9 protein-coding genes and 1 tRNA gene are annotated in these 21,295 nt (G+C 67.8%); 7 read left to right on the top strand and 3 right to left on the bottom strand.

The window, feature by feature from the left end:
* Window positions 1-169: 169 nt before the first annotated feature.
* Both AAFU51_17490 and AAFU51_17485 read left to right on the top strand, forming a co-directional pair.
* Complete coding sequence (locus AAFU51_17490) at window positions 170-3,877, top strand: M12 family metallo-peptidase (protein MEO1573047.1); 3,708 nt, start codon at window positions 170-172, stop codon at window positions 3,875-3,877.
* 106 nt (window positions 3,878-3,983) lie between these two features.
* Window positions 3,984-4,056 (top strand) — tRNA-Ala (locus tag AAFU51_17485).
* A 90-nt stretch (window positions 4,057-4,146) separates the two neighbouring features.
* Here AAFU51_17485 and AAFU51_17480 read toward each other — a convergent pair.
* From AAFU51_17480 to AAFU51_17470, 3 genes are all read right to left on the bottom strand, one after another.
* Entirely contained in the window at window positions 4,147-7,485 is a 3,339-nt protein-coding gene (locus AAFU51_17480) for a T9SS type A sorting domain-containing protein (GenBank protein ID MEO1573046.1), read from the bottom strand.
* A gap of 636 nt (window positions 7,486-8,121) precedes the next feature.
* The gene (locus AAFU51_17475) at window positions 8,122-10,818 is read right to left on the bottom strand and encodes a T9SS type A sorting domain-containing protein (GenBank protein ID MEO1573045.1); all 2,697 of its coding nucleotides are present in this window, start codon (window positions 10,816-10,818) and stop codon (window positions 8,122-8,124) included.
* 414 nt (window positions 10,819-11,232) lie between these two features.
* Complete coding sequence (locus AAFU51_17470) at window positions 11,233-12,735, bottom strand: alpha/beta hydrolase-fold protein (GenBank protein ID MEO1573044.1); 1,503 nt, start codon at window positions 12,733-12,735, stop codon at window positions 11,233-11,235.
* A gap of 290 nt (window positions 12,736-13,025) precedes the next feature.
* On the opposite strand from AAFU51_17470, the gene AAFU51_17465 reads away from it, so the two are divergent.
* The 5 genes from AAFU51_17465 (at window position 13,026) to AAFU51_17445 (ending at window position 21,275) form a co-directional block, all read left to right on the top strand.
* On the top strand, window positions 13,026-16,229 hold the full coding sequence (locus AAFU51_17465; protein ID MEO1573043.1) for a right-handed parallel beta-helix repeat-containing protein: 3,204 nt from the start codon (window positions 13,026-13,028) through the stop codon (window positions 16,227-16,229).
* A 298-nt stretch (window positions 16,230-16,527) separates the two neighbouring features.
* Window positions 16,528-17,037 (top strand): NADH-quinone oxidoreductase subunit J, encoded by a 510-nt coding sequence (locus AAFU51_17460; protein MEO1573042.1) that lies wholly within the window; start codon window positions 16,528-16,530, stop codon window positions 17,035-17,037.
* 83 nt (window positions 17,038-17,120) lie between these two features.
* Window positions 17,121-17,426 carry an NADH-quinone oxidoreductase subunit NuoK gene (gene nuoK, locus AAFU51_17455; protein ID MEO1573041.1) on the top strand — a complete coding sequence of 102 codons (306 nt, stop codon included), beginning with the start codon at window positions 17,121-17,123 and terminating at the stop codon, window positions 17,424-17,426.
* 87 nt (window positions 17,427-17,513) lie between these two features.
* Window positions 17,514-19,538, top strand: coding sequence for an NADH-quinone oxidoreductase subunit L (gene nuoL / locus AAFU51_17450; protein MEO1573040.1), 2,025 nt, complete (start codon window positions 17,514-17,516; stop codon window positions 19,536-19,538).
* Window positions 19,539-19,625: 87 nt separating this feature from the next.
* Window positions 19,626-21,275 (top strand): NADH-quinone oxidoreductase subunit M, encoded by a 1,650-nt coding sequence (locus AAFU51_17445; protein MEO1573039.1) that lies wholly within the window; start codon window positions 19,626-19,628, stop codon window positions 21,273-21,275.
* The last annotated feature ends 20 nt before the right edge of the window (window positions 21,276-21,295 follow it).

The raw sequence follows: 21,295 nt of genomic DNA, 5'->3' as shown, positions 1-21,295 counted from the left end.
AGGAACGCACCGGCCCGCTCTCGACGAGTTCACCGGCGCGCAGGTCGGTGTACTTTTTGATGATGCTCTTGGCCCCAGCCTGTGACCGCTGGGTCTTTGCTTTTTCGAGGTCATTCCGCCACCCCCGATGCTCACATGTACATGGCTGCGCCCCCGCTTGGTCGGGAGCGTGCTCGCTCTACTCTTCTTTTTTGGCACCGCCGCGCCCATCCTGGCCCAGCGCGACGCGTTGGTTCCCGCCGCTATGCAGCGCACCGCGCTCGACGCCGCCCAGTCCACGGCGCTCGCCCGGCTCGACGCTCAGCCGACGACGGCGCGCGTCTCGTTCGTACGCATTCGCCTCGATGCGCTCGAAGCCAAAGCGTCGACGCGCTTCGACCTCGGCCGGGAAACCATCGTGCTGCCCGAGGTGAGCCTGACGCGCCGGGCCCCAGCCGACGCCTCGTGGTCCGGCCACACCCGCGACTATCGCACGACAGCGAACCTGGTCGTTCGGGCGGAGGGCGTCACCGGGTCGATCCGGACGCCGCGCGGCCTCTACCAGCTCCGCCCGCTCGGCGACGGTCTCCACGCGCTCATCGAGGTGGACGAGGCCGCGTTCCCGCCCGACCACCCGTCTGACTACGAGGCCTTTTTGGAAGCCTATGGCCAGCGCGACCGCGACGCTGCGATCCCGGGCACCCCGGAGCCTCACCAACACGACACACGTCAGCACGGCTCAGCCCATCCGTCGCACCGCCACGAGGCCAGCCACGAAAGCCCTGCAGGCGCACGTCAGGCCGCGGCCTCCATCGGCGTGGTGGTCGCCTACACGCCGACGGCGACGACCGAGGCGGGCGGCACTGCCGCCATCGAGGCCCTCGCCCAGCTCGCCGTCGACGAGACCAACACAGCCTACACCGCCAGCGGCATCCTCGCGAGCCTCTCGCTCGTCCACATCTACGAGACCACCGACGACAACTCCTCCGACTTCGGCACCGACCTCAACGACTTCACCATCGAGGGAGGCAGCAACACCAAGTTCGACGGCATCGAGGGGCTGCGCGACACCTTCGGCGGCGACTTTGCGGTGCTGCTGCGCGGAATCGGCGGCTCGTGCGGCCTGGCCTGGGTGGGCTCGGACTCGTCGCTGGCCTTCTCCGTGACCGCCTGGAACTGCGCGACCGGCAACTACACCTTCGGCCACGAGATCGGCCACAACATCGGCGCCCGACACCACACTGAGAACGACCCTACGGAGACGCCCTTCGTCTACGGGCACGGCTACATCGACGGTCCCAACGACTTCGGCACCATCATGCACTCGCGGAGCAACAGCGACGCGTGCGCCGGCAACTTCTGTACGCGCATCCAGCGCTTCTCGGCCCCCGACAAGCCCTTCAACGGCAACCCGACCGGCGACGAGGAGCTGCGCAACGTGGCGCGCGCCACCAACCAGCGCGCGAACACCATCGCCAGCTTCAAAGGCACCGCCGTCGAGGCCACCCTCAGCGCGTCCGGCGGCCCCATCGAGGTGGGCCTGACCGAGGGCACCAGCACGACGGCCAGCATCACGCTCTCCAACACGGGCGCAGGCACGCTCTACTACGAGGCCGCCACCCGGCAAGAGGACGGGGCCGTGCCCGCAGGCACCACGAACTATGTCTACGCCACCAGCGACGATGTGGGCGGACCAACGGCGAGCTTCACCGACATCTCCGGCACAGGCACGCAGTTGCTCGGCGGCATCAACTCCAACGAAGTCCTCTCCACGGTCGCGCTGCCGTTCTCGTTTCCCTACTTCGGGACGAGCTACACCTCGATCCGAGTCAGCGACAACGGGTTCGTCACAGTCGACACGGGCTTCAACAGCGCGACCCAGACGCCAGAGCCCCTGCCGTCCCTGTCCGCAGCCGATGGTGTGATCGCGGCCTACTGGGCCGACCACTTTCTATGGTCCACGCCGCCGAGCAGCATCTACTTTCAGGACATGGGCGATGGGCGGTTCATCGTGCAGTGGAACGACATCGCGCGCATCTTCGGCGGCGGGTTCGTCAACTCGAACCGGCTCAGCACCTTCCAGATCATCCTGCACAACGATGGCACCATCGAGTTCCAGTACGATGATCTCGAAGGGACGGTCAACGACTTCACCGGCGTGACCATCGGGATCGAGAGCGGAGACAACACCACGGGCCTTCTCCTCGACTACCTCGGCGGGTTTGCCAAGGACAACTTCGCGATCGAGTTCACGCCGGCTGCCGAGTGGCTCTCCTTCACCGCCCCGGCGTACGGCGCGGCCGACGACGCCACCTTCGACGACTTCTCCGTCGCGATCGACGCCACAGGGCTGAGCGCGGGCACCTACACGGGCGCGATCACGCTCACCTCCAACGGGACCGGGACCGCCCTGACCACCGTGCCAGTCACGCTCAACGTCCTCGGCACGGACTACACCTTCCAGGACGGCTTCGGCTGGCGCATGCTCACCGCCCCGACCGGCGGCACGACCGTGGCCGACCTCGCCGGGCAGAACCTCGTCCAGGGCGTACCGGGCTTCTACGCGACCGCAGCGGCCAACCTGTACGTCGGCTACGACGGGACGGCCTTCGTCAAGCCGACAGCGTCCAACGAGGCACTCGCGTCCGGCCAGGGCTTCATCTGGTACCTGTACGACAACGACCTCGACCCCGACGCGGGCGACCCGAACAACAGCGAGAGCATCGCGCTCCCGATGTCGATCTCGTTCGAGGGCAGCGAGCCGCTGGCTGCCGTGAGCGTCCCCACGCTGCACGCGGACGGCGACGGCTGGAACCTGCTCGGCAACCCTTTCGCCGCGACGCTGGACGTAAGCAACATCGCCACGTGGGACGGGTCTGTCACGCTCGCCAGCAACGTCGGGCAGATGTGGCAGTGCACCCCGGACGCGTCGCCGACGGTGGAGTGCATCGGGAGCTACGTCACCACGACAACCGCGAGCAACGAAGTGCCGGTGTGGCAGGGCGTGTTCTACCAGGCCTCCGGGGCTGGCACGCTGGAAGTCCCGCTCGACGCGCGCGGCACGTCGCAATCGCGCGAGGCGGCGTCCCCGCTCGTCGCCTTCCGCCTGGACGTCACCGATGCCACCTCCGGGCTGCGGCGCACCGACCAAGCCGCGGTGCTCTACCTCGCCGAGGACGCCTCCGAGGGCGTCGGGGTGTGGGACGCCGAGAAGCTGACGCCGCTGACCTACCCGTACGTCGCGCTCGCCTTCGAGCAAGAGACTGAGGACGGCACGCGCCTGCTCGCGCAGGATGGCCGCCCGCTCGGCGTGACGGACGCCTACACGATCCCGCTCGTCGTGAACGCCGCGGGCATCGCGGGCGATGCCACGCTCACCTGGCCGCGCTCGTCGCTGCCCGAAGGCTGGCGCGTGCTGCTCACCGATCGGGTCACAGGAACGAGCGTGGACCTGGACGAAGCCGCCGCTTATTCGTTTGAGATCAGAGGGACGGGAGCCTCGTCTGGCTCGCCTGACCAGCGCCTCGGCATTGCGGGCCGCGCTGGCGTCTCGCTGCGGAGCGCGTCGGCGCCGCGCTTCGAGCTTCTCGTGCTGCCGCTGGGCGCGGTCGCCTCCGAGACGGACACCGCGCCGCTCTCGTTCGCGCTCGACGCGCCCTACCCGAACCCCGTGGCGGGCGACCTGCAGGTGTCCTACACTCTGCCCGAGGCGTCCCCGGTGCAGTTGACCGTCTACGACGTGCTCGGCCGCGAGGTGGCGGTGCTCGCGTCCGCGGCGCGGACGGCCGGTACGTGGCAGGCCGTCTGGCCGACGGCGGCCGTCGCGCCGGGCGTGTACGTGCTGCGCCTGGAGACCGAGCAGGGCGTCCGCACGCGCAAGGTGACCGTAGCCCATTAATGCGGGCACATTGGTGCAGACGGGGCTGCCAGGGCCCCCGTAGCCAGTGAAATCTCCGCGCGCGGAGGGGAGGCCCACCCTCCGTGCGTATACTTGGAGTCCGCCTGGGGCTATAGCTCAGTTGGTAGAGCGCTGCAATCGCACTGCAGAGGTCAGCGGTTCGAATCCGCTTAGCTCCACACCACCGCGCCCCTCCGATGCCCGCACGGCCCTCGGAGGGGCGCTTTTCGTTGCAGCACCGTGCGGGACGGATGGCCGAGGCGCGCCGCCTAGCGCACGACGGACAGGTGTCCCGTCTCCACGCCGAACCCTGTTTCCGCGCGCCAGAGATAGAGCCCGCTCGTCAACGCGTGAGCATCCAGGGCTAGGCCGTGCCACCCCGCTCCCAGTCGCCGGTCGACCACGATGGCCACGCGGCGGCCGGTGAGATCGTAGAGCGCTACCCGGACGGGGCTCTCCGAGCGGAGGTAGAGCCGGAGCGTGGCGACTCCCCGAAGCGGGTTCGGGTACACCTCGACCACGAACGGCGAGACCGGCTCGACCCCAGCGGATGCAGCACCGGCTACAGGCGCGTCAGCCGGGACCGCCTCATCCGCCTCTGCGGGCGACTTCGTCTCCGGGGAGGACTCCCCTTCTACGGACGCTGCCACCGCCTCTTTATCACCAGTCAGGCTGGTCGAAGCACGCTCGTCTTTCACGTCGTCAGACGAGGGCGTCCCCGCGTCAGACACCGGCTTCCCGGCGACTTCAGCATCCACTACGCGTGTGTCTGTTGGCTTACCCGACTGCGCTGTCTCATTCGGCGGTCTCGGCTCTGTGCCCGTGTCCTCGTTGGGCATGGCATCGCGCATGGCGTCGGGCTCGGCGTCCATGAACATGCCCTCTTTCGCATCAGAACGCTCGTCTGTCGCAGCCACTTCGTCATTTACGGCCCCCTCGTTCGTCGCGCGCTGGCCTGCCAGGTCCGTGGCGATGAACAGCGTGCTCTCGTTGCCTGCCACATCGATAGCCACGAGGGTGCCGCGGCCCGGCTTGCGGGTGATGGGCTGCACGCGGAACGAGGCCGACGGCGCACCCGGGAGATCGCCCACGACGGTGAGGCGCAGGTTGACCGCGTCACGCAGGGTGATCGAGGCGAGCCCGGTGTCGGCCGGGCGGTCGTCGCGCGCCGTGCCCTCGAAGGTGGACGCCCCGTAGCTCCCGGCTAGGATTGGCGGTGCGGTGTCGCCGCTCACAGGACTGAGTTCGAGGAAGAGCGTGCCAGTATTGCCCGCGATGTCGGTGGCAACCACTGTGCCCGCGCCGGGCTGGGCGGCGTCGGTGAGTTCGACGCTCAGCGAAACCTGGGGGTCGCCCAGCGTGAAGGGGCTCACGGTGAGCGTGAGGTTGGTCGCGTCACCCGCGAGCGTCACTGTGGCGATGCCTGAGTCGTTCGAGTCACTATCGCTGGCAGTACCCGTCCACACCGTGCCCGCGGCGCTGCCTGCGAGCGTCGGCGCTGCGACATCGCTCTCGGAATCGAGGGTTACGGTGACGTCGTTGTTGCTCACGTCGCTCTCGCCCTCGCGCACCACGAGGTCCTGCACCTGGAACGAGGCCGTCGCCCCGGCGGTCGCGTTGGAGAACGAGAAGACGGCGTCCTTGGCCTCGCCCGGCGCGAGGGCTCCGAGCGTGATTGTCTTTTGCGCGACGGCGAGGCCTGCCGTCGAACTGCGCACGACCCGCACCGAGGTGAGTGGGTCCGCCCCGATGTTCGACGCGGTGACGGTGATCGTGCCCTCCGTGGCGTTCGTGAAGGCGTAGGTGGCCGCCGCTGCGAGATCGAACGGAACTACGACCGCATCCAGGCTCACGAAGACCGAGTCGGCGTTGCCCGCCACGTCGGTCGCGATCACATAGCCAGAGCCCGTCACCTGCGGGTCGATCGGCGTCACGGTGAAGCTGGTGGTTGCGTCGCCCTCGGTGAACGAGTCGGTGGCGAGCGCGAGGTTGGTGGCCGCCGGGCTGAGCGCGAGCGTGGCGAGGCCGGTGTCGTTCGGCCGCCCGTCCGATGCGGTGCCGAGGAACGACGTCCCGCTGTAGCTGCCGTTGATCTGCGGGGCAAGGACATCGCCGCCGCCGGTGACGTCCACCTCGCGCACCGAGAAGACGATGGGCGTGCTGAGCTGGGTGACGGTCGACTGGGCATCGGCCTCGGGGAGGTTCGGCACCTCGGGCACGATGCTGCGCGCGAGGCGGAGGAAGCGCAGCTTGCCCTGGCTGTTGTACGACGCCGGGTTAGAGGGGTCGGTCCACGGCATCCCGCCGTTCTCGGGCGTCCCAGTGATGTAGACGTTCCCCGCTGAGGCGTATGCGGTCCGGTCGCCCGTGCACTGCTGCGTCTCGGGCGTCGTGTCGTCCTCGTAGTAGGAATAGGGATAGAGATCAGTGAGGTTGGTCTCCACCTGCCACGTCGACACCATCGAGCCCTGGTCGCCGACGAGGTAGTCCCAGTCGAGGTAGTCCTCAATGAACGCGTTGCCCGGTTCCCGTTCAGGCTGGCCGTCCACGGCGACGCCGTCCGGGAAGAGGTTGTTCGTGTAGGTCATGCCGCTGGCCTCGGGCGCGAGGTCGAACCACATGGACGCGCCGGGTCCGCTGTGCATCTGGTGCGCCATGCGGTAGACCACGAACCGCTCGTACATCTGGTAGAGCACGTAGTTGAGGCCACCGGAGTTGTAGCCCTGCGCGAAGCGGATCGCCCGGAGCGGGCCGTCCTTCTGGATGCCGAGGGTGCCGCGGGCGGCGCTGCCGGACCAGATCGTGCGCCCGCAGACGCCGTTGTTGCCGAGGGTGTTGGGCCGGGTGCCGTACTTCACCCGGTCGAGGAGGTCAGGCCCGTAGCCACCGTGGCCGTCGCTCAGGCGCAGCTCGCGCTGAATCCAGCGGTCCTCGAAAAGCGTCGAGTAGTAGGCCGTCGAGGCGGGGCTTTGTTCGGGGTTGGCGGCGAGGAAGTCGCCCTCGCCCCACTCGTCGGGCAGCGTGGGGTCAGCCTCGAAGGTGTAGGCCTGCGGAAAGTTGCCCGCGACGAGGTCAAACGTGTAGGACACGAGATCGATGCCTGCGCTCTGGTCCAGCGGCGAGGTCGGGACGAAAAGGTAGACGGCCTTGCCCTCGAACAGTACCTCGGAGACGGTGGCGGGCGCGAAGGGCGGCGCGGCGGGGTTGACCACGTCGCCGAAGAAGCGCGCCATGAGCACGAGTTCGTCGTCGGCGTCGAACCCGCGCCGGGAGTCGACCCGGATCACGGGGTCGAAGCCGGGCATCGGGTAGTCCTGCGGGGCGGTGTAGAGCAGTTGCCGCTCGCCGCCGAAGAGTTGGGCTGCGTCCGAGACGGTGCGCGGATAGTTCGACGCGGGGTCGAGCATCTCTCGCTCGTCGATCTGGAGGGGGCACTGCTGCCACGCGCCGTCGCGGAAGGCGAAGCAGACGGGCGCGGTGACGTTCGCGCCGATGAGGTCGGGCACATCCGAGCCGGTGAGGACAACCGGCCGGAAATCGACGGGCTGGGCGGTAGCCGTTGCAGCCAGAGCGGCCAGAGCGGCCAGAACGAGAGCGAGGGTGCGCATGGCTCGGAGGGGTGAAGCGATGGGCAGGGACGCGCCTCAGTTGGGCACGCAGGCGTCCGCGGGGTAGGGTCGCCTGCGTCGGGAACGAGGCCGGTGGTGGGGGTGCACAGGCTGCGACATCGTGCGGGACAACACGGGCCGGAGCGACGGCCTACTCCAGGCGCTTGGCTTTCGAACGCACCGGGCGAACGGTCATCGCCTCCGACTGAAAAGCAGGGCCCGAACTCTTCCTTGTGCAGGGGAAGCGACCGCCCATGATCAGCCCTGGAAATTCAACAGAGACAACCTACTAGTCCAAGCTAGCCAACAGGACGGCTGTATGCCCGAATCTTCGGTTACGCTTGCGTTCCATTCTTCTGCAGAGAACGAACCTCGCTGATTTCGCCGAGCAATTGGTGCAGGGATTGACTTTGGGGGGGTCCAGAATGAGGCCGAGCCGTTCGCCCCGTGAGCAGGCCTCCCTCCCCTCGCCTCCGCTTGGGCGTCGCAGGGGCCGAGGTGCACCAGCATGGCCAGCCTCGGCCCGCCGAGCAAGGGGCACGCTGAGCAACATGCAGCGCGGGCACCCGACCGAAGCCGGATGCCCGCGCGTAGCGTCGGAGGCACCTCACGGCACCTGCAGCGTCCGGGCTGCGGCTACTTCAGCAAGACCAGGTGCTCGACCTGCACCACATCGCCCGTCTGGAGGCGAGCGAGGTAGAAGCCGCTGGCCAGTCGGCTCGCATCGAACTCGATGCGGTGTTCGCCGGCCTCCAGCGCACCGTCGTGGAGACGCATCACCTGGCGGCCCAGCACGTCGTAGACGACGAGCGACACCTCGGCAGAGGCCTCCAGCGCGAAGCTGATCTCCGTGCTCGGGTTGAACGGGTTGGGGTAGGCTGCGAGGCCGCCCACCGCCGACAACTCGAAGCTCACCGTGTCTGTGTCGAGCACCGTCCCGTCTTCGAGGAGGTCACAGGTGAGGGTGTACTCCCCGGCAGCGAGGGTGCTTCCCGCGCGGGTGCGCATGCCCGAGGTCTCTCCACCGGCAGGCACGATGAACGTCATCGTCTGGAGGCCGCGCGTCTGCCCGTCGGGGAGCGTGACCGTGCAGGCCACGGCCACGTCGCGCGGCACCGTGTCGGTGCTCGAGACGGTGCCGACCACCATGACCTCGCTCTCGTCGATCTCCACCTCGATGTCGAGCGCGAGCACGCCGCCGCTCGGCTCGCCCACCTCAACGACGATCGGCGCGTCTACGGTGCCCACCGACGTCCCGACGCTGAAGTCGTCCACGGCACGGACGTAGTACTCCACGCCAGCCGGTGTGACTTCTGAGGCGGGAATCTCCGCCGAGAAGGCGTCGCCGCTCGTGTTGGTCATGGCGATTTCTGTGTAGGAGATCTGGCCGGCGCGCCGGTAGAACACCGAGACGCCCACCAGCACCATGGTGTTGTCTGACGCGGTAGCCTGGATCGGGATCGCGGTGGCGTCCGTCGCCGACGTGACGGGCGTGTGCGTCAGGTTCGGCGGCTGGTTCGGCAGCACGGCGATCTGGAAGGGCGCGTCGCCCGGCGTCGTGGCCGGTGCCGAGACGGTGCTCTCGCTGTCCGTGGCCGTGATGTAGTACTCCACGAACGGGTCGCGCACCGACGTGCCGGGGATGGTCGCCTGGTAGAGGTCGCCGCCCTGGTTCACCATCGGCGTGGACGTGTAGTCGAGGTCGCCGAGCGTGCGGTAGAACAGCGTCACTGCTTGCACGAGCGGCGCCACGGTGTCCACCACCTCCGCTTCGATCGTGAGCGGCACGCCGTCGAGCTGGCCGTTGTCGCTGAGCGCGATCGTGGCGGGCGTCCGCGTGATCGTCGGAGCGGCCCCCGGCGTGTAGGTCGTCACGTCCGTGACCGGCGTCGTGTCCGTCTTGACCTCCACGCGCACGGTGCGCTCGATGCCGTTGCGGACGGGATCGCTCGATCGGTAGCTGATGCGGTAGCTGTCCGAGATCAGGTTGGAGATGAAGTCGAAGACCTCGTCGAACGGGTCGAGGATGTCGATGAGTTCGCCGTCGGTGGCGTCGGTAAGCGGCTGGAAGTCCGGGAACAGGAACTGCGAGACGACCGAGAAGAGGGTCGTGGACGTGTTCACGAGGGCGGTCTGCGCCTCGGCCTGCGTGGTCGGTCCCTGGAACGGCGTCTCGTCGGTGACGATGATGAACACCCGCTGCGCGCCTGGCCGGAAGTTGTAGCCGGTCGTCGACGCGACGATGGCCTCGAAGCCCGGCTCGAAGCTGCCGTCGATGGTGTTGCGCGGGTAGACCGTGTTGAGGAAGAAGTTCTCGTCGGTCGTCAGGTTGCCGCCGTTCTCGATGATCGGGTTGCCCCCGTTTGCGCTGGCTCCGTAGCGTGTGAGGCCGAGCGCGAAGTTGACCCCGGCATCGGCGAGGTCGTTGACGAAGTCGGTGACGTTGTCCTCCACGGCGGCCTGCTCATCGCCCAGGCTCCCGCTGTTGTCGATGATGAAGACGATGTCCACGAGGCGCACGCCGCCGCCCTCGTCGGGCAGGGTCACGTCGAAGAGGTCGGTCTGCTGCACGCCGTTCTCGAAGACGCAGAAGTCTTCGGGGGCCAGGTCGAGGATGGCGTCGCCGTTGGCGTCCTCCACGACCACGTCGAGGAAGATGCTCGGGAAGAGCTGCGCGTTGAGGCTGGTGATGGTCGCCGTCGTCGGGCTGGCCACGCTAGCGAGGCGGACGTCGCCAAGGTACCACCCGTCGAAGGCGTGCTGGTCGTCGGTGGTCAGGCGGAAGGCGAGGTGCAGCCGCTGCCCGGCGAAGCGGGTCAGGTCCACTTCCGCCGTGCGCCAGTCGCTGGCGCCGCTGCGCGTACTGACCGCGCGCCAGGTGACGCCGTCCGGCGAGACGAGCACCGTCCCGGCGTCGTAGTGCGACTCGATCTCGAACGCCTCCTCGAAGCGGAGGACCGACCGCTGCCCCTGCACGCTTGGGACCGTGACCATGGGTCCGGTGAGCCAGGCTTCGGCATTGTTCGGGTAGCGGCCCTCGAAGCCGATGCCGACGACCTGCGCGGGGGCACCGGCGCCGAAGCGCTGCGGCGCGGCGCCCGCGGCCCACCCCTCACGCAGGTCCCACGCCGTATGGGCCGGGTTGAGTCGGAGTTGAGGCGTGGCCGGGGAGAGGGTGGCCTGATGGGCTGCCGGCACCGCAAGCGCGCGCCCCCGCTCGGGGCCAGGGTCTGCTTGTTGGGCGAGGGCGGCGTGGTGCTCAGAGACCACCAAGGCCAGGGTGACTAGGGTTAGGACTGATAGGCGCAGCCCGAACGCAATGAATCGTTCCATGAGGCGGAGGAGAAAGAGGGCACAAAAAACCAAACGCCCCCATTGTCGCATTAGGCAGCAAGTTCCCAGCACGATAGGGCGCTATTCAAGGTAGGGTTTGGCCGAAACATTGCCAATCATTTTATCTTCATTTTTCAAAGAGTAACGAATACATATATCTCACAATAGAGCAACCGTCAACACCTGGCACAACGAGAATAGTGCGGCATGATTACCAAGTGCCTATCCCAGCCACACCACTACGTCTACCTGCACAGCTCCCTCTTTCCAGGTGAATGCTCGACCACCTCTTCTTTGACCCTCCAAGCCCAGCCATACGGCACACGAAGAGCGCACTTCACCCGACTAAAGTGCCTCGGCCTTCATGCGCCGGCGGCCTTCATGCGCCAGCGGCCTTCATGCGCTGGGGACAGCCTACTGCGTCTGCACGAAGCGCTGCGTCGCCGTGCCTTCGGGCGTAGCGAGGCGGACGACGTAGACCCCTGGTGGCAGCGTGCCCACCTGCGCGGTGTGGACGCCTGCGCCCAGCGTGCCGTCGCGGGGGCGGGCGACCTCGCGGCCGAGGAGGTCATAGACGACCAGCGTCGCCGGGCTAGGTGCGCCCAGCGTGAAGCGCAGCGTCGTAGCCGTGGCCGATGGATTGGGGAAGGCATCGAGGACGAGGCGCCGTGGCGCGCCGCTGTCTTCATTGCTGGGGAAGACGATGCCGGGGAAGAGGTGACCGAGGACGACATCATGCTGCGCGCGCCAGGCACCCCACGAGTGCCCCTCGTTCACTTCGAGGTAGGCCAGGTCGTAGCCCGCGTCAGCGAAGAGGTCGCGCATGTTGCGGGCGGCGTCCCCACCGTCGAAGAAGGTGCCGACGGTCAGGGCGACGCGAAGTCCAGATGGCGGGGCCGTGGCGTAGCGCGTGAAGAGGTCCGGTGCCACCCAGTAGGCGGGCGACTGGATCGCGAGGTTGCCGAACGTGTCCGGGCGCTCCACGCCGAGGTAGGTCGCGCAGACGCCTCCGAGGCTCGTCCCGAGGATGGCGCGGCGCTCGGGCCGCGCCTCCGTCCGGTAGGCCGCGTCGATGGCTGGCACGAGTTCGTCGGCCACGAAGTCAGCGAAGTCGGGGTTCTCGATGTAGTGCTCAGCACGGCGGTTGGCCCCGGTCGCGGGGTCGCGCGGGTCGATGAACACGGCGATGAGCGGGGCTACGACCCCGTCGGCGATGAGGTGGTCCAGGGCCGTCTGCATCGCGCCGAGGCGGTCGTCGCGGTACTCGTGGCCGTCGGTGACGTAGACCGTCGGGAGCGCGGCAAGGTCGGCGTAGCCCGCGGGCGTGTAGACGCGGTAGTTGACCTCGCCAAGCGCGGCGCTCTCGATGCGCACGTCAGCCGTGAGCGAGCCCGCAGGCACGGCGGCATCGGGGATGGTCTCCCCCGGCAACGTCCAGGCAGGCATCCGCAGCTCCGAGTTCGGTCCGAAGCCCCCCCACTGCTGGTGCGGGTTTGCGGGGTCGAGGATCCAGTTTGAGCCGTTCAGGACCAGCTTGTAGTCGAGCCGGGCATCCGCCGGAAACGAGGTCACGAGGCGCCACACATCGGTCTGACCGACGCGCACAAGGCTGTTGGCGATCCACCCCGCGTTGCCCCACGCGTTGAAGTCACCGTTGACGACCACGCGGCTCGCCGACCCGCGCCACAAAAAGGCCACGTCCTCGCCGCTGGTGAACGGGATCGCCTCGGCGGCGCGGAGGTCGTCCCACAGCGCGTCCGTGGCCGCAGCCCGCGCGGACGCGTCGGCGATGGCCCCGATGGCGTCGAGGCTGTCGACGAACGCCTCGAACGAACCGAACTCCTGTGCGCTCGCCCGCGGGACGAGACCGAGCAGGACGGTGACCAGCAAGACGGCGAGGGAATGAAGACGCAGCATGGGTGGAGATGGACGATGGGCAACACCGGAGAACGACTCCCAACCTACGCCGACCCGGAGACGCCCAGGAGCAGGGCGTCCGCTTTGACGCAAGGTTTAGACACGAATGCCTGACAGTGCCGCTGGCCAAACGAGGTGCCCGAGCAGGCGCCACAAACCGTAGACGCAGGCGGAACGCAGGCGTGTCATTGTGGACCGCTATATCGAGCCTGGTATCCCTGGAATGGCTTTACCGAGCGCGGTGAGGTTGCCGCCATGCTCAAGCCACGTGGTTCTTCTCCGTCCCCTCTATGATCCTCCGCCTCTTTCTCCTCCTGGCCGTCCTCGCTGCCTGGGGGAGTTCCCTGCACGCGCAGGCTCCGCCTAACGTCACCGGCGACACGGTGTACTTCGTCGACGGCAACACAGGCCGCGACGACAACGCCGGGCAGACCCTCGACACGGCGTGGAAGACCATCAACAAGGCTGCGCAGACGCTCCAGGCGGGCGACGTGGTCTACATCCGCAGCGGGATCTACTACGAGAGCGTCTACCCCGCGAACAGCGGCGTGACCTACTCTGCCTACCCCGAAGCCGGCAGCTACGACACGGTCGTGATCTCGGGCGCAGCCCCGGTCACCGGCTGGATACGTGACGCCGGTGATATCTGGGCGTGGGACTGGAACCCCGCCGACGATTGGGACACGAAGTACGGCTGGTTCAACATCCCGCCGCAGGAGGGCGCCACGACCAACGGCACCAAGGCGCACATTCTGCGCCGCGAACTGCTCTTCGCCGACCAGCAGCGCGAAGTCCCGACGGGCACCAATCCGTCCTACTTCGACGGCCATATGCTCGTCCCGACGACGTCGCGCGCGCACCTGAAGACGGTCGCACTCGACACGCTCGCCGAGATCAGCAGCTACGGCGCGTTCTTCGTGGAGACGGACCCCGCCGACCGCTCGCCCATTCGCATCCTCGCCCGCTTCCTCCGCGACGGCGACCCCAACGCGTGGGACGCCCCGCCCGTGATCGCCGCGCGCGAGCACCTCTTCTGGCCCGGCGGGCGCGACGCCATCTGCGGAGCGGCTGGCACGCCCGGCGACCTCACCGTGCGCGGGCTCATCTTCCGCCATGCCAACAGCCGCGGCCAGGACGGCGCCGTCTGCCCTGGCGACCGGGGCGCGCTCTTCGAAGACGTCACCGTCGAGCACACCAACGGCGTCGGCATCGACACGAACGGGCCGAACCCCGAGAACATCGGCGACGCGGGCGAGGACCACACCTTCCGCCGCGTCACGCTCCAGTACAACGGCCAGACCGGCATCTCGGGCGAGTGCGACCGCTGCACGCTCGTCGACAGCAAGCTCTACCGCAACAACACCAAGTTCTACGAGCCCGGCTGGGAGGCAGGCGGCATGAAGTTCTCCTACACCGAAGACATGGTCGTCCGCCGCGTCGAGGTGCGCGAGAACCGCGGCCCAGGTCTCTGGCTCGACGCACTCAACTACCGCAACGTGATCGAGGGCTGCACGGTGCAGGACAACTGGTTCGTGGGCATCCTGCTGGAGTACTACACCATCGACACGCTCGTCCAGCACAACCTCATCACCGGCTCGCGGCGGCTCGACCTCTTCGACAACTTCTCCGTCGGCTCGGGGCTGATGACGCAGATGGCCCCGCGCAACACGCTCGTCCACAACACCGTGACGGGCAACGACGGAAACGGCGTCTTCCTGCTCGACCTGCCGTGGGAAATCGACGACCCCGAGACGTCCACCGAGCCGGGCTGGGATGCCTACTACGCCGGGCCGTATGCGGGCCTAGAGTCGGTCGTCTACAACAACCTGGTCGTGGGCAATGCGCGCAAGCGCGACGGCATCCTCAAAGGCGAGGCCTATGAGATCCAGCTTCAGGACACCAAGCTGCCGTGGCTGCGCACGCTCGCCCTCGGAGGCAACCGCTACGAGGATCACAGCAGCGACGCGGCCCCCGCGCCGGGCCTCGCGAGGGCGTATTCGTTCGCGACCTACACCTTCGAGGAGGACGACTTCCGCCCGACCGACGACCTTGCGACGTGGCAGAGCTTCATGGAGACGGCCGAGGCGGACGCCTTCCTCGCGATGAGCCCCGTCGAGATCGCCGGGCTCGCGGCGGGCGCGAACTGGCAACAGACGGAGCGCTTCGGCGACGCCGAGCTCCTACCTGTCAACGCCGCGTGCCCCACGGGCGACTGCGAGATCCACTGCTACGCCTACGTGGGGGCCAACCCCGACGCGCTCCTCTCCGCAGGCTACCTCGACGATGCGGCTGCCGCGTCGTGCAGCGACGGACCGGAGGAGCCGCCGACCGGCGAGGCAGGCCTGATCGCCGAGGCTGGCGTCTTCCGGGTCGAGCAGGGCGACGCCTTTTCCGCCACCGAGGTGCGCTTCTCGGTCGCACTCGACGCCGCGCCCATCGTGGTGCTGCCCTCGTTCTCCGAGAACGACGCCGAGCCTGCCGTGGTGCGGGTGCGCAACCTCTCGAAGGACGGGTTCGACCTCTGGATCGACGAGTGGGACTACCTCGACGGGCAACACGGCGAGGAGACGGTCCCCTACCTCGTCATGCTCGACGGGACATACCGTCTCAGCGACGGTCGCCTGGCCGAGGGCGGGCGCGTCCGCAACGTCGGCGGGGACTACCAGACCGTTGCCTTCGACGCGCCGTTTGAGGTACCGCCGGTGGTGTTCTCGCAGGTGACCGCGCTCGCCGCGTCTGGCGACCGGATCAGCCGGGCCGTCCTCGCCCGCGTGCGCAACGTGACGGCGACCTCGTTTGAGGTGAAGCTCCAGGGCGAGCGCGCCGGGGGCGACGTCGCGGGGCGCGAGCACGTCTCGTGGATCGCGCTTGCCGAGGGCGTCTCGACCGGAGCGGGCGTCCCGGCCGTTGGCACGAAGAGCGGCGAGGTGGACCACCACTGGGAGTATTACCCCTTCGGCACCGACCAACCGACGCCCGACCGCGAGCCCGTGGTGCTCGTGCAGACGCAGACCGAGTTCGACGCCGACCCGGTCGTGGTGCGCTACCGCAACCTCACCGACCTCGACATCGAGGTGCGCCTAGCCAAGGACGACTCCGACGGCACGGGCACGACGCACGCCAACGAGACCATCGGCTACGCGGTGCTGCCTGAGCAGCGGCTCTATGGCACCGGCGTGGGCGACAGCCGTCCCGCGACACGGGGCCAGACGCTCGGCACCGCGCAGGTCTTCCCGGTGCAGCTTCTCGGCAACTACCCCAACCCTGTCTTCGGCCAGACCCGCATCCGCTTCTCCCTCAATGCCCCGCAAGACGTCCGCGTCGAGGTGTTCGACCTCACAGGTCGGCGGGTAGCCACGGTCGTGGACGGCACGCACGAGGCAGGCGTCCAGGACGCCGCCTTCGACACGGCGGGGCTGGCGAGCGGGATCTACCTCTACCGCTTCACGAGCGGCAGCTTCACCACAACCCGCCGCCTGACCATCGTTCGCTAGCCGACGCCCTCGACGTTCCTGCTCCGTCCGCGCTGGCTTCGACCGCGCCGCGCCGAACTGTCGGCGCGGCGCGGCTGCGTTTAGGTGGCACCACGCAGGGCCCATCGGTCCCTGTTGAACAATCAGCGGAAGGTGTGCTGCTGGCATGCGAACGGTTGTTGGACTTCCACGAGGTCGGTACCTTGTGTCGATGGTCTCGGCGCGTGTAACCGCTTAGCCTGGGCCCCAACCCAAGCCCTGCCGACGCCTACTCCTCTGGCCGCTCCCCCTCACAGGCCTGTCCGTCTTACCGCCCCGTATGCTCGACGCCTTTCTGTTCTTCCTGTTCGCGGTGCTCGCCGTGCTCGGCGGAGTGGGTCTTCTGGTCACGCGCAGCCCCATTCATGCGGCGCTCTCGGTGGTTGTGACGATGTTCTCGATCGCGTGCCTCTACCTGACGCTCAACGCGGCGTTCATCGGCGTCATCCAGATTCTGGTCTACGCGGGGGCGATCATGGTGCTGTTCCTGTTCGTGATCATGCTCCTGAACCTCGACGACATGCCCTCGCTGAGGGCGTTCAAGTGGGGACAGGGCGTCGCGTTCGTGCTCGGCGCGGCGGTGGTAGCCCAACTGCTGGCGCTTGTGGCGCTTCGCTTCGACGCGGTGCCCGAGGCGGTGTCGCCTGAGGCGGCGGCGGCCAACGCCTCCGCGGCCTCGCTGGGCGCGGTATTGCTCACCGACTACGCCTACCACCTCCAGATCGTCGGCCTGCTGCTCCTCGCCGCCACCATCGGCGCGGTGCTGTTGGCGAAAAAACGCTTTGCCTGAGGTCTGTTAGGTCTGAGGTCGCAGGTCCCAGGTCGATGCGGGACCGAACCTTCGACCCCGGACCTTCGACCTTCGACTCCCTCATGACCCTGCCTCTCGCCTGGTACCTCGTGCTCTCGGCCACCCTCTTCGGGATGGGCGTGCTCGGCGTGCTGCTCAAGCGCAACGCCATCGTGGTGTTCCTCTCGGTCGAGCTGATGCTCAACGCCGTCAACCTGACGCTCGTCGCCTTCAGTCAGGCCTACCTCAACGTAGACGGGCAGCTCCTGGTGTTCTTCGTGATGAGCGTGGCCGCCGCTGAGGCTGCCGTCGGGCTGGCGATCGTGATCGCGCTCTTCCGCAACAAGCTCACCGTCAACATCGACGAGATCAATCTGTTTAGGGGCTAGCGCCCGTCGCAGGTCTGAGGTCGCAGGTCCAAAGGTCGAAGCACGACCTGACCTTCGACCTTCGACCCTTGACCTTCGACCCAACCCATGCACCTTTCGCTCCAACTGATCTTGCTGCCGCCGCTCCTGATGGCGGCGTTCAGCGGCCTGCTGGGCCTGTTCATGCCAGCGTGGCGCGAGCAAAAAACGCTCGTTGGCGCACTGGCGACGGCGGCGGTGGCCGTGCCGTTCGGCGTGGCGGTGATGCTTTTTCTGGGCTTCGAGGAGGCGAGCGTGGTGAGCTTCTACGAGTGGATGCACGTCGGTGACCTGACGGTGGACTTCGCCTACCGCGTGGACGAACTGTCGCTCCTGATGACGCTCGTCGTGACCGGCATCGGCGCGCTCATCCACGTCTACTCGATGGGGTATATGAAGGACGACGCCGGGTATTGGCGCTTCTTCGCCTACCTGAATCTGTTCATCTTCGCCATGCTCAACCTAGTGCTGGCGGAGAACCTGGTGGTGCTCTTCCTCGGCTGGGAAGGTGTCGGGCTGTGCTCCTATTTGCTGATCGGGTTCTGGTACGAGGACGGCAAGAAGGTGATTGCGGCCAACAAGGCGTTCATCGTCAACCGCATCGGCGACGCGGCCTTCCTGCTCGGCATGTTTTTGCTCTTCCAGCGCGTGGTCGAGATCACGGGCGAGGGCTTCGGGCTCGACTTTGCGACGCTGCTGAGCGCAGACGTGCTGGCGGCGCTCGCCGCGGACGGCACGGCGGCGATCGCGGTGCTGCTGCTCTTCATCGGCGCGACAGGCAAGAGCGCGCAGATCCCGCTCTTCACCTGGCTCCCCGACGCCATGGCCGGGCCGACGCCGGTCTCGGCGCTCATCCACGCGGCCACGATGGTCACGGCGGGGCTCTACCTCCTCGCGCGCCTCTCGGAGTTGGTGCTCCTCGCGCCTGCGATGATGATGCTCGTCTGCGTCATCGGCGGCCTGACCGCCATCATCGCCGCGACGATTGCGCTCGTGCAGACGGACATCAAGAAGGTGCTCGCCTACTCGACCGTCTCGCAGCTCGGCTACATGTTCATGGCGGCGGGCGCGGGCGCGTTCGTGGCGGCCATCTTCCACGTCTTCACGCACGCCTTCTTCAAGGCCTGCCTCTTCCTCGGCTCCGGCTCTGTGATCCACGCGATGCACGAGGTCGAGCACGACCTGGAGCACCGCGGCACGAAGCCCGCGCTCTTTGACGCGCAGGACATGCGCACCATGGGCGGCCTCAAGAAGTACATGCCGCAGACGCGGATGACCTTCCTGATCGCGACGCTTGCCATCGCTGGGATCCCACTCTTGGCGGGCTATTTCTCGAAGGACGAGATCCTCTTCAAGGTCTTCGAGGCGGGCATGGACGGCACGCCGCTCTACCTCGCCGTGTGGGGCGTGGGCCTCCTGACGGCGCTCCTGACGGCGTTCTACATGACGCGTGCCTACATGCTCACGTTCGAGGGCGAGCCGCGCTGGCCGGAGGCGGACACCGTGAAGCCGCACGAGTCGCCCGCGACGATGACGCTCCCGCTGTGGATGCTCGCCATTGGGTCTGCGCTGGTCGGCTTCCTGGGGCTCCCGCTTGCCGTGACGAAGACGATGGGCCTGCCCAACGTGATGCACGACTGGCTTGCGGGCCACGGCGACCACGTCGGGCCGGTCGCCGAGCTCAAGACGGAGTACCACGCCTCGCTCCCGCTCGAATGGGGGCTCCTGGCTCTCGGCGCCGCCATCGCGCTCCTCGGTGTAGGGTTCGCCTGGCGCTTCTACGCGCGCGGCCTCGACGCCGACGCAGCGCTGAAGCAGCGCCTCGGCGGCCTCCACGGCACGTTCTCGCGCGGCTGGGGCATCGACGCGTTCTACCGGGTCGTCGTGGTGGGCGTCGTGAAGAGCTTCGCCCGCGACGCGCTCGACCCGCTCGACAAGACGGTGCTGGACCGAGGCCTGGTGGAAGGTGGCGCGCAGGGCGTACGCGGCTTCGGCGGCTTCCTCGCGCGCTTCCAGAACGGCGTCGCCCAGACCTACGCCGCGGTCCTCGTCGCCGGCGTCCTCCTCGTCATCGCGCTGATGCTTCTGCTTTAAGAGTTGCGCGGTACGGCGGTGTTGCGGTGAGGCAGTGAACGCCTCCCACCGCCTCACTGCTTCACCGCAACACCGCCTCACTCCCCTATGCTCGTCTCCCTGACCATCTTCTTGCCGGCGCTGGCGGCGGTGCTGGTGCTGCTCCTGCCGCAGGCCATGGCGCGCGTGATCGCGCTCGCGACGACGCTCGGCACGCTCGCGCTCGCGGCGATGCTCTACCTCGGCTTCGACCCGAACGCCGTCACGGAGGCGATGCCGCAGATGGCCGAGCGCTCCGGGGCCTGGCTGCCGGGCACCGACGTGACCTACTTCGTCGGGATCGATGGCCTCAACGTGCTCCTCGTCCTGCTCGTGGCGCTTCTCGGGCCGATTGCCGTCGGCGCAGCGTGGGGCGGGCTCCGGGACGATGCAGGCGATGACGCGACCTACGGCGGCCAGAAAGGCTTCTTCGCGCTGATGCTGCTCCTCCAGACGGGCCTCCTCGGCGTCTTCTGCGCGTTCGACCTCTTCCTGTTCTACGTGTTCTTTGAGGTCGTGCTCATCCCGATGTACTTCCTCATCGCCATCTGGGGACGCGACACGAAGGAACAGGACAGCAGCCGCGCGGCACTCAAGTTCGTGATCTACACGCTCGTCGGGTCGCTCCTGATGCTCGTCGGCGTGCTCTGGATGGGCTACGCGGCGGGCAACGTCGTCAACGGCGGCGTCTTCACGACGGACTACTACGACCTGCTCCGCTTCGCCGTCCCGGCCGAGGCGCAGACGATTCTCTTCGTGCTCTTCGGGCTCGCGTTCCTCATCAAGGCCCCGCTCTTCCCGCTGCACTCGTGGCTGCCGGGCGCCTACCGCGCCGCGCCGCTGGCCGCGACGGTGCTCCTCGCCGCCGTGATGGGCAAGATGGGCACCTACGGCCTGCTCCGCTTCGTCGTGCCGATGTTCCCCAACGCCGCGATGGCGCTCGCGCCCGCCATCGGCGTGCTGGCGGCCATCGGCATCGTGTGGGCGGCGCTCGTGGCGTATGCGCAGAAGGACATCAAGGGGCTGATCGCCTACTCGTCGGTGAGCCACCTCGGGTTCATCGTCCTCGGCCTGTTCGCCTTCACGACAGAGGCCGTCCAGGGCGCGCTCATCCAGATGACCAACCACGCCCTCTCGACAGGCGCGCTCTTCCTCCTGGCAGGCTTCCTCTACCGCCGCCGCGGCACCTACGACCTCGACAAGCTGGGCGGCGTGGCCAAGACGCTCCCCGCGCTGACGTTCTTCACGATGCTCGCCGTGTTCGCCTCGTCGGGGCTGCCCGGCCTGAACGGCTTCGTGGGCGAGTTCCTGATCCTGCTCGGCGCGTTCAAGAGCACGCTCATCGGCCCGGTCGTGGTGGGCGTGGCGACGAGCGGCGTGATCTTCGCCGCCGTGTATCTGCTCTGGATGGCCTACAAGACGTTCTTCGGCCCGGCGAAAACCGAGGCGGACGGCACGCGGGACCTGTCGCTCGGCGAACTCGCGCTCGTGCTGCCGCTCGCCGTCGGGATGGTGTGGCTCGGGATGGGGCCGATGCCCTTCCTCAACAAGAGTGAAGCGGCCGTAGAAGACCTCCTGGAGGTGACCGCGTCGAAGGCCGAGATGGTGGCGACCGCCGAGGTCGCCGCGACGCAGAACGGCGTTCCGTTTGGGGGCGCGGTGCTACCCTGGCCCGTCCCGCAAGGCGAGGCGGAGCCCCTCGCGGAGGTCCTGCCCTAGCGCTTCGATTTCTCCATCGT

The sequence above is a fragment of the Bacteroidota bacterium genome, assembly GCA_039821555.1.
Lineage (GTDB): Bacteria > Bacteroidota > Rhodothermia > Rhodothermales > Rubricoccaceae > JBCBEX01.
The sequence above is the reverse complement of the archived record's forward strand: the minus strand, read 5'-3'. Positions and strand labels throughout refer to the sequence as shown.

Bases quoted from the DNA above. Each gene is read 5' to 3' on its own strand.
- AAFU51_17480 (MEO1573046.1), bottom strand. From the start codon at position 7,485: ATGCGCACCCTCGCTCTCGTTCTGGCCGCTCTGGCCGCTCTGGCTGCA.
- AAFU51_17475 (MEO1573045.1), bottom strand. From the start codon at position 10,818: ATGGAACGATTCATTGCGTTCGGGCTGCGCCTATCAGTCCTAACCCTA.
- AAFU51_17470 (MEO1573044.1), bottom strand. From the start codon at position 12,735: ATGCTGCGTCTTCATTCCCTCGCCGTCTTGCTGGTCACCGTCCTGCTC.
- AAFU51_17465 (MEO1573043.1), top strand. From the start codon at position 13,026: ATGATCCTCCGCCTCTTTCTCCTCCTGGCCGTCCTCGCTGCCTGGGGG.
- AAFU51_17460 (MEO1573042.1), top strand. From the start codon at position 16,528: ATGCTCGACGCCTTTCTGTTCTTCCTGTTCGCGGTGCTCGCCGTGCTC.
- nuoK (MEO1573041.1), top strand. From the start codon at position 17,121: ATGACCCTGCCTCTCGCCTGGTACCTCGTGCTCTCGGCCACCCTCTTC.
- nuoL (MEO1573040.1), top strand. From the start codon at position 17,514: ATGCACCTTTCGCTCCAACTGATCTTGCTGCCGCCGCTCCTGATGGCG.
- AAFU51_17445 (MEO1573039.1), top strand. From the start codon at position 19,626: ATGCTCGTCTCCCTGACCATCTTCTTGCCGGCGCTGGCGGCGGTGCTG.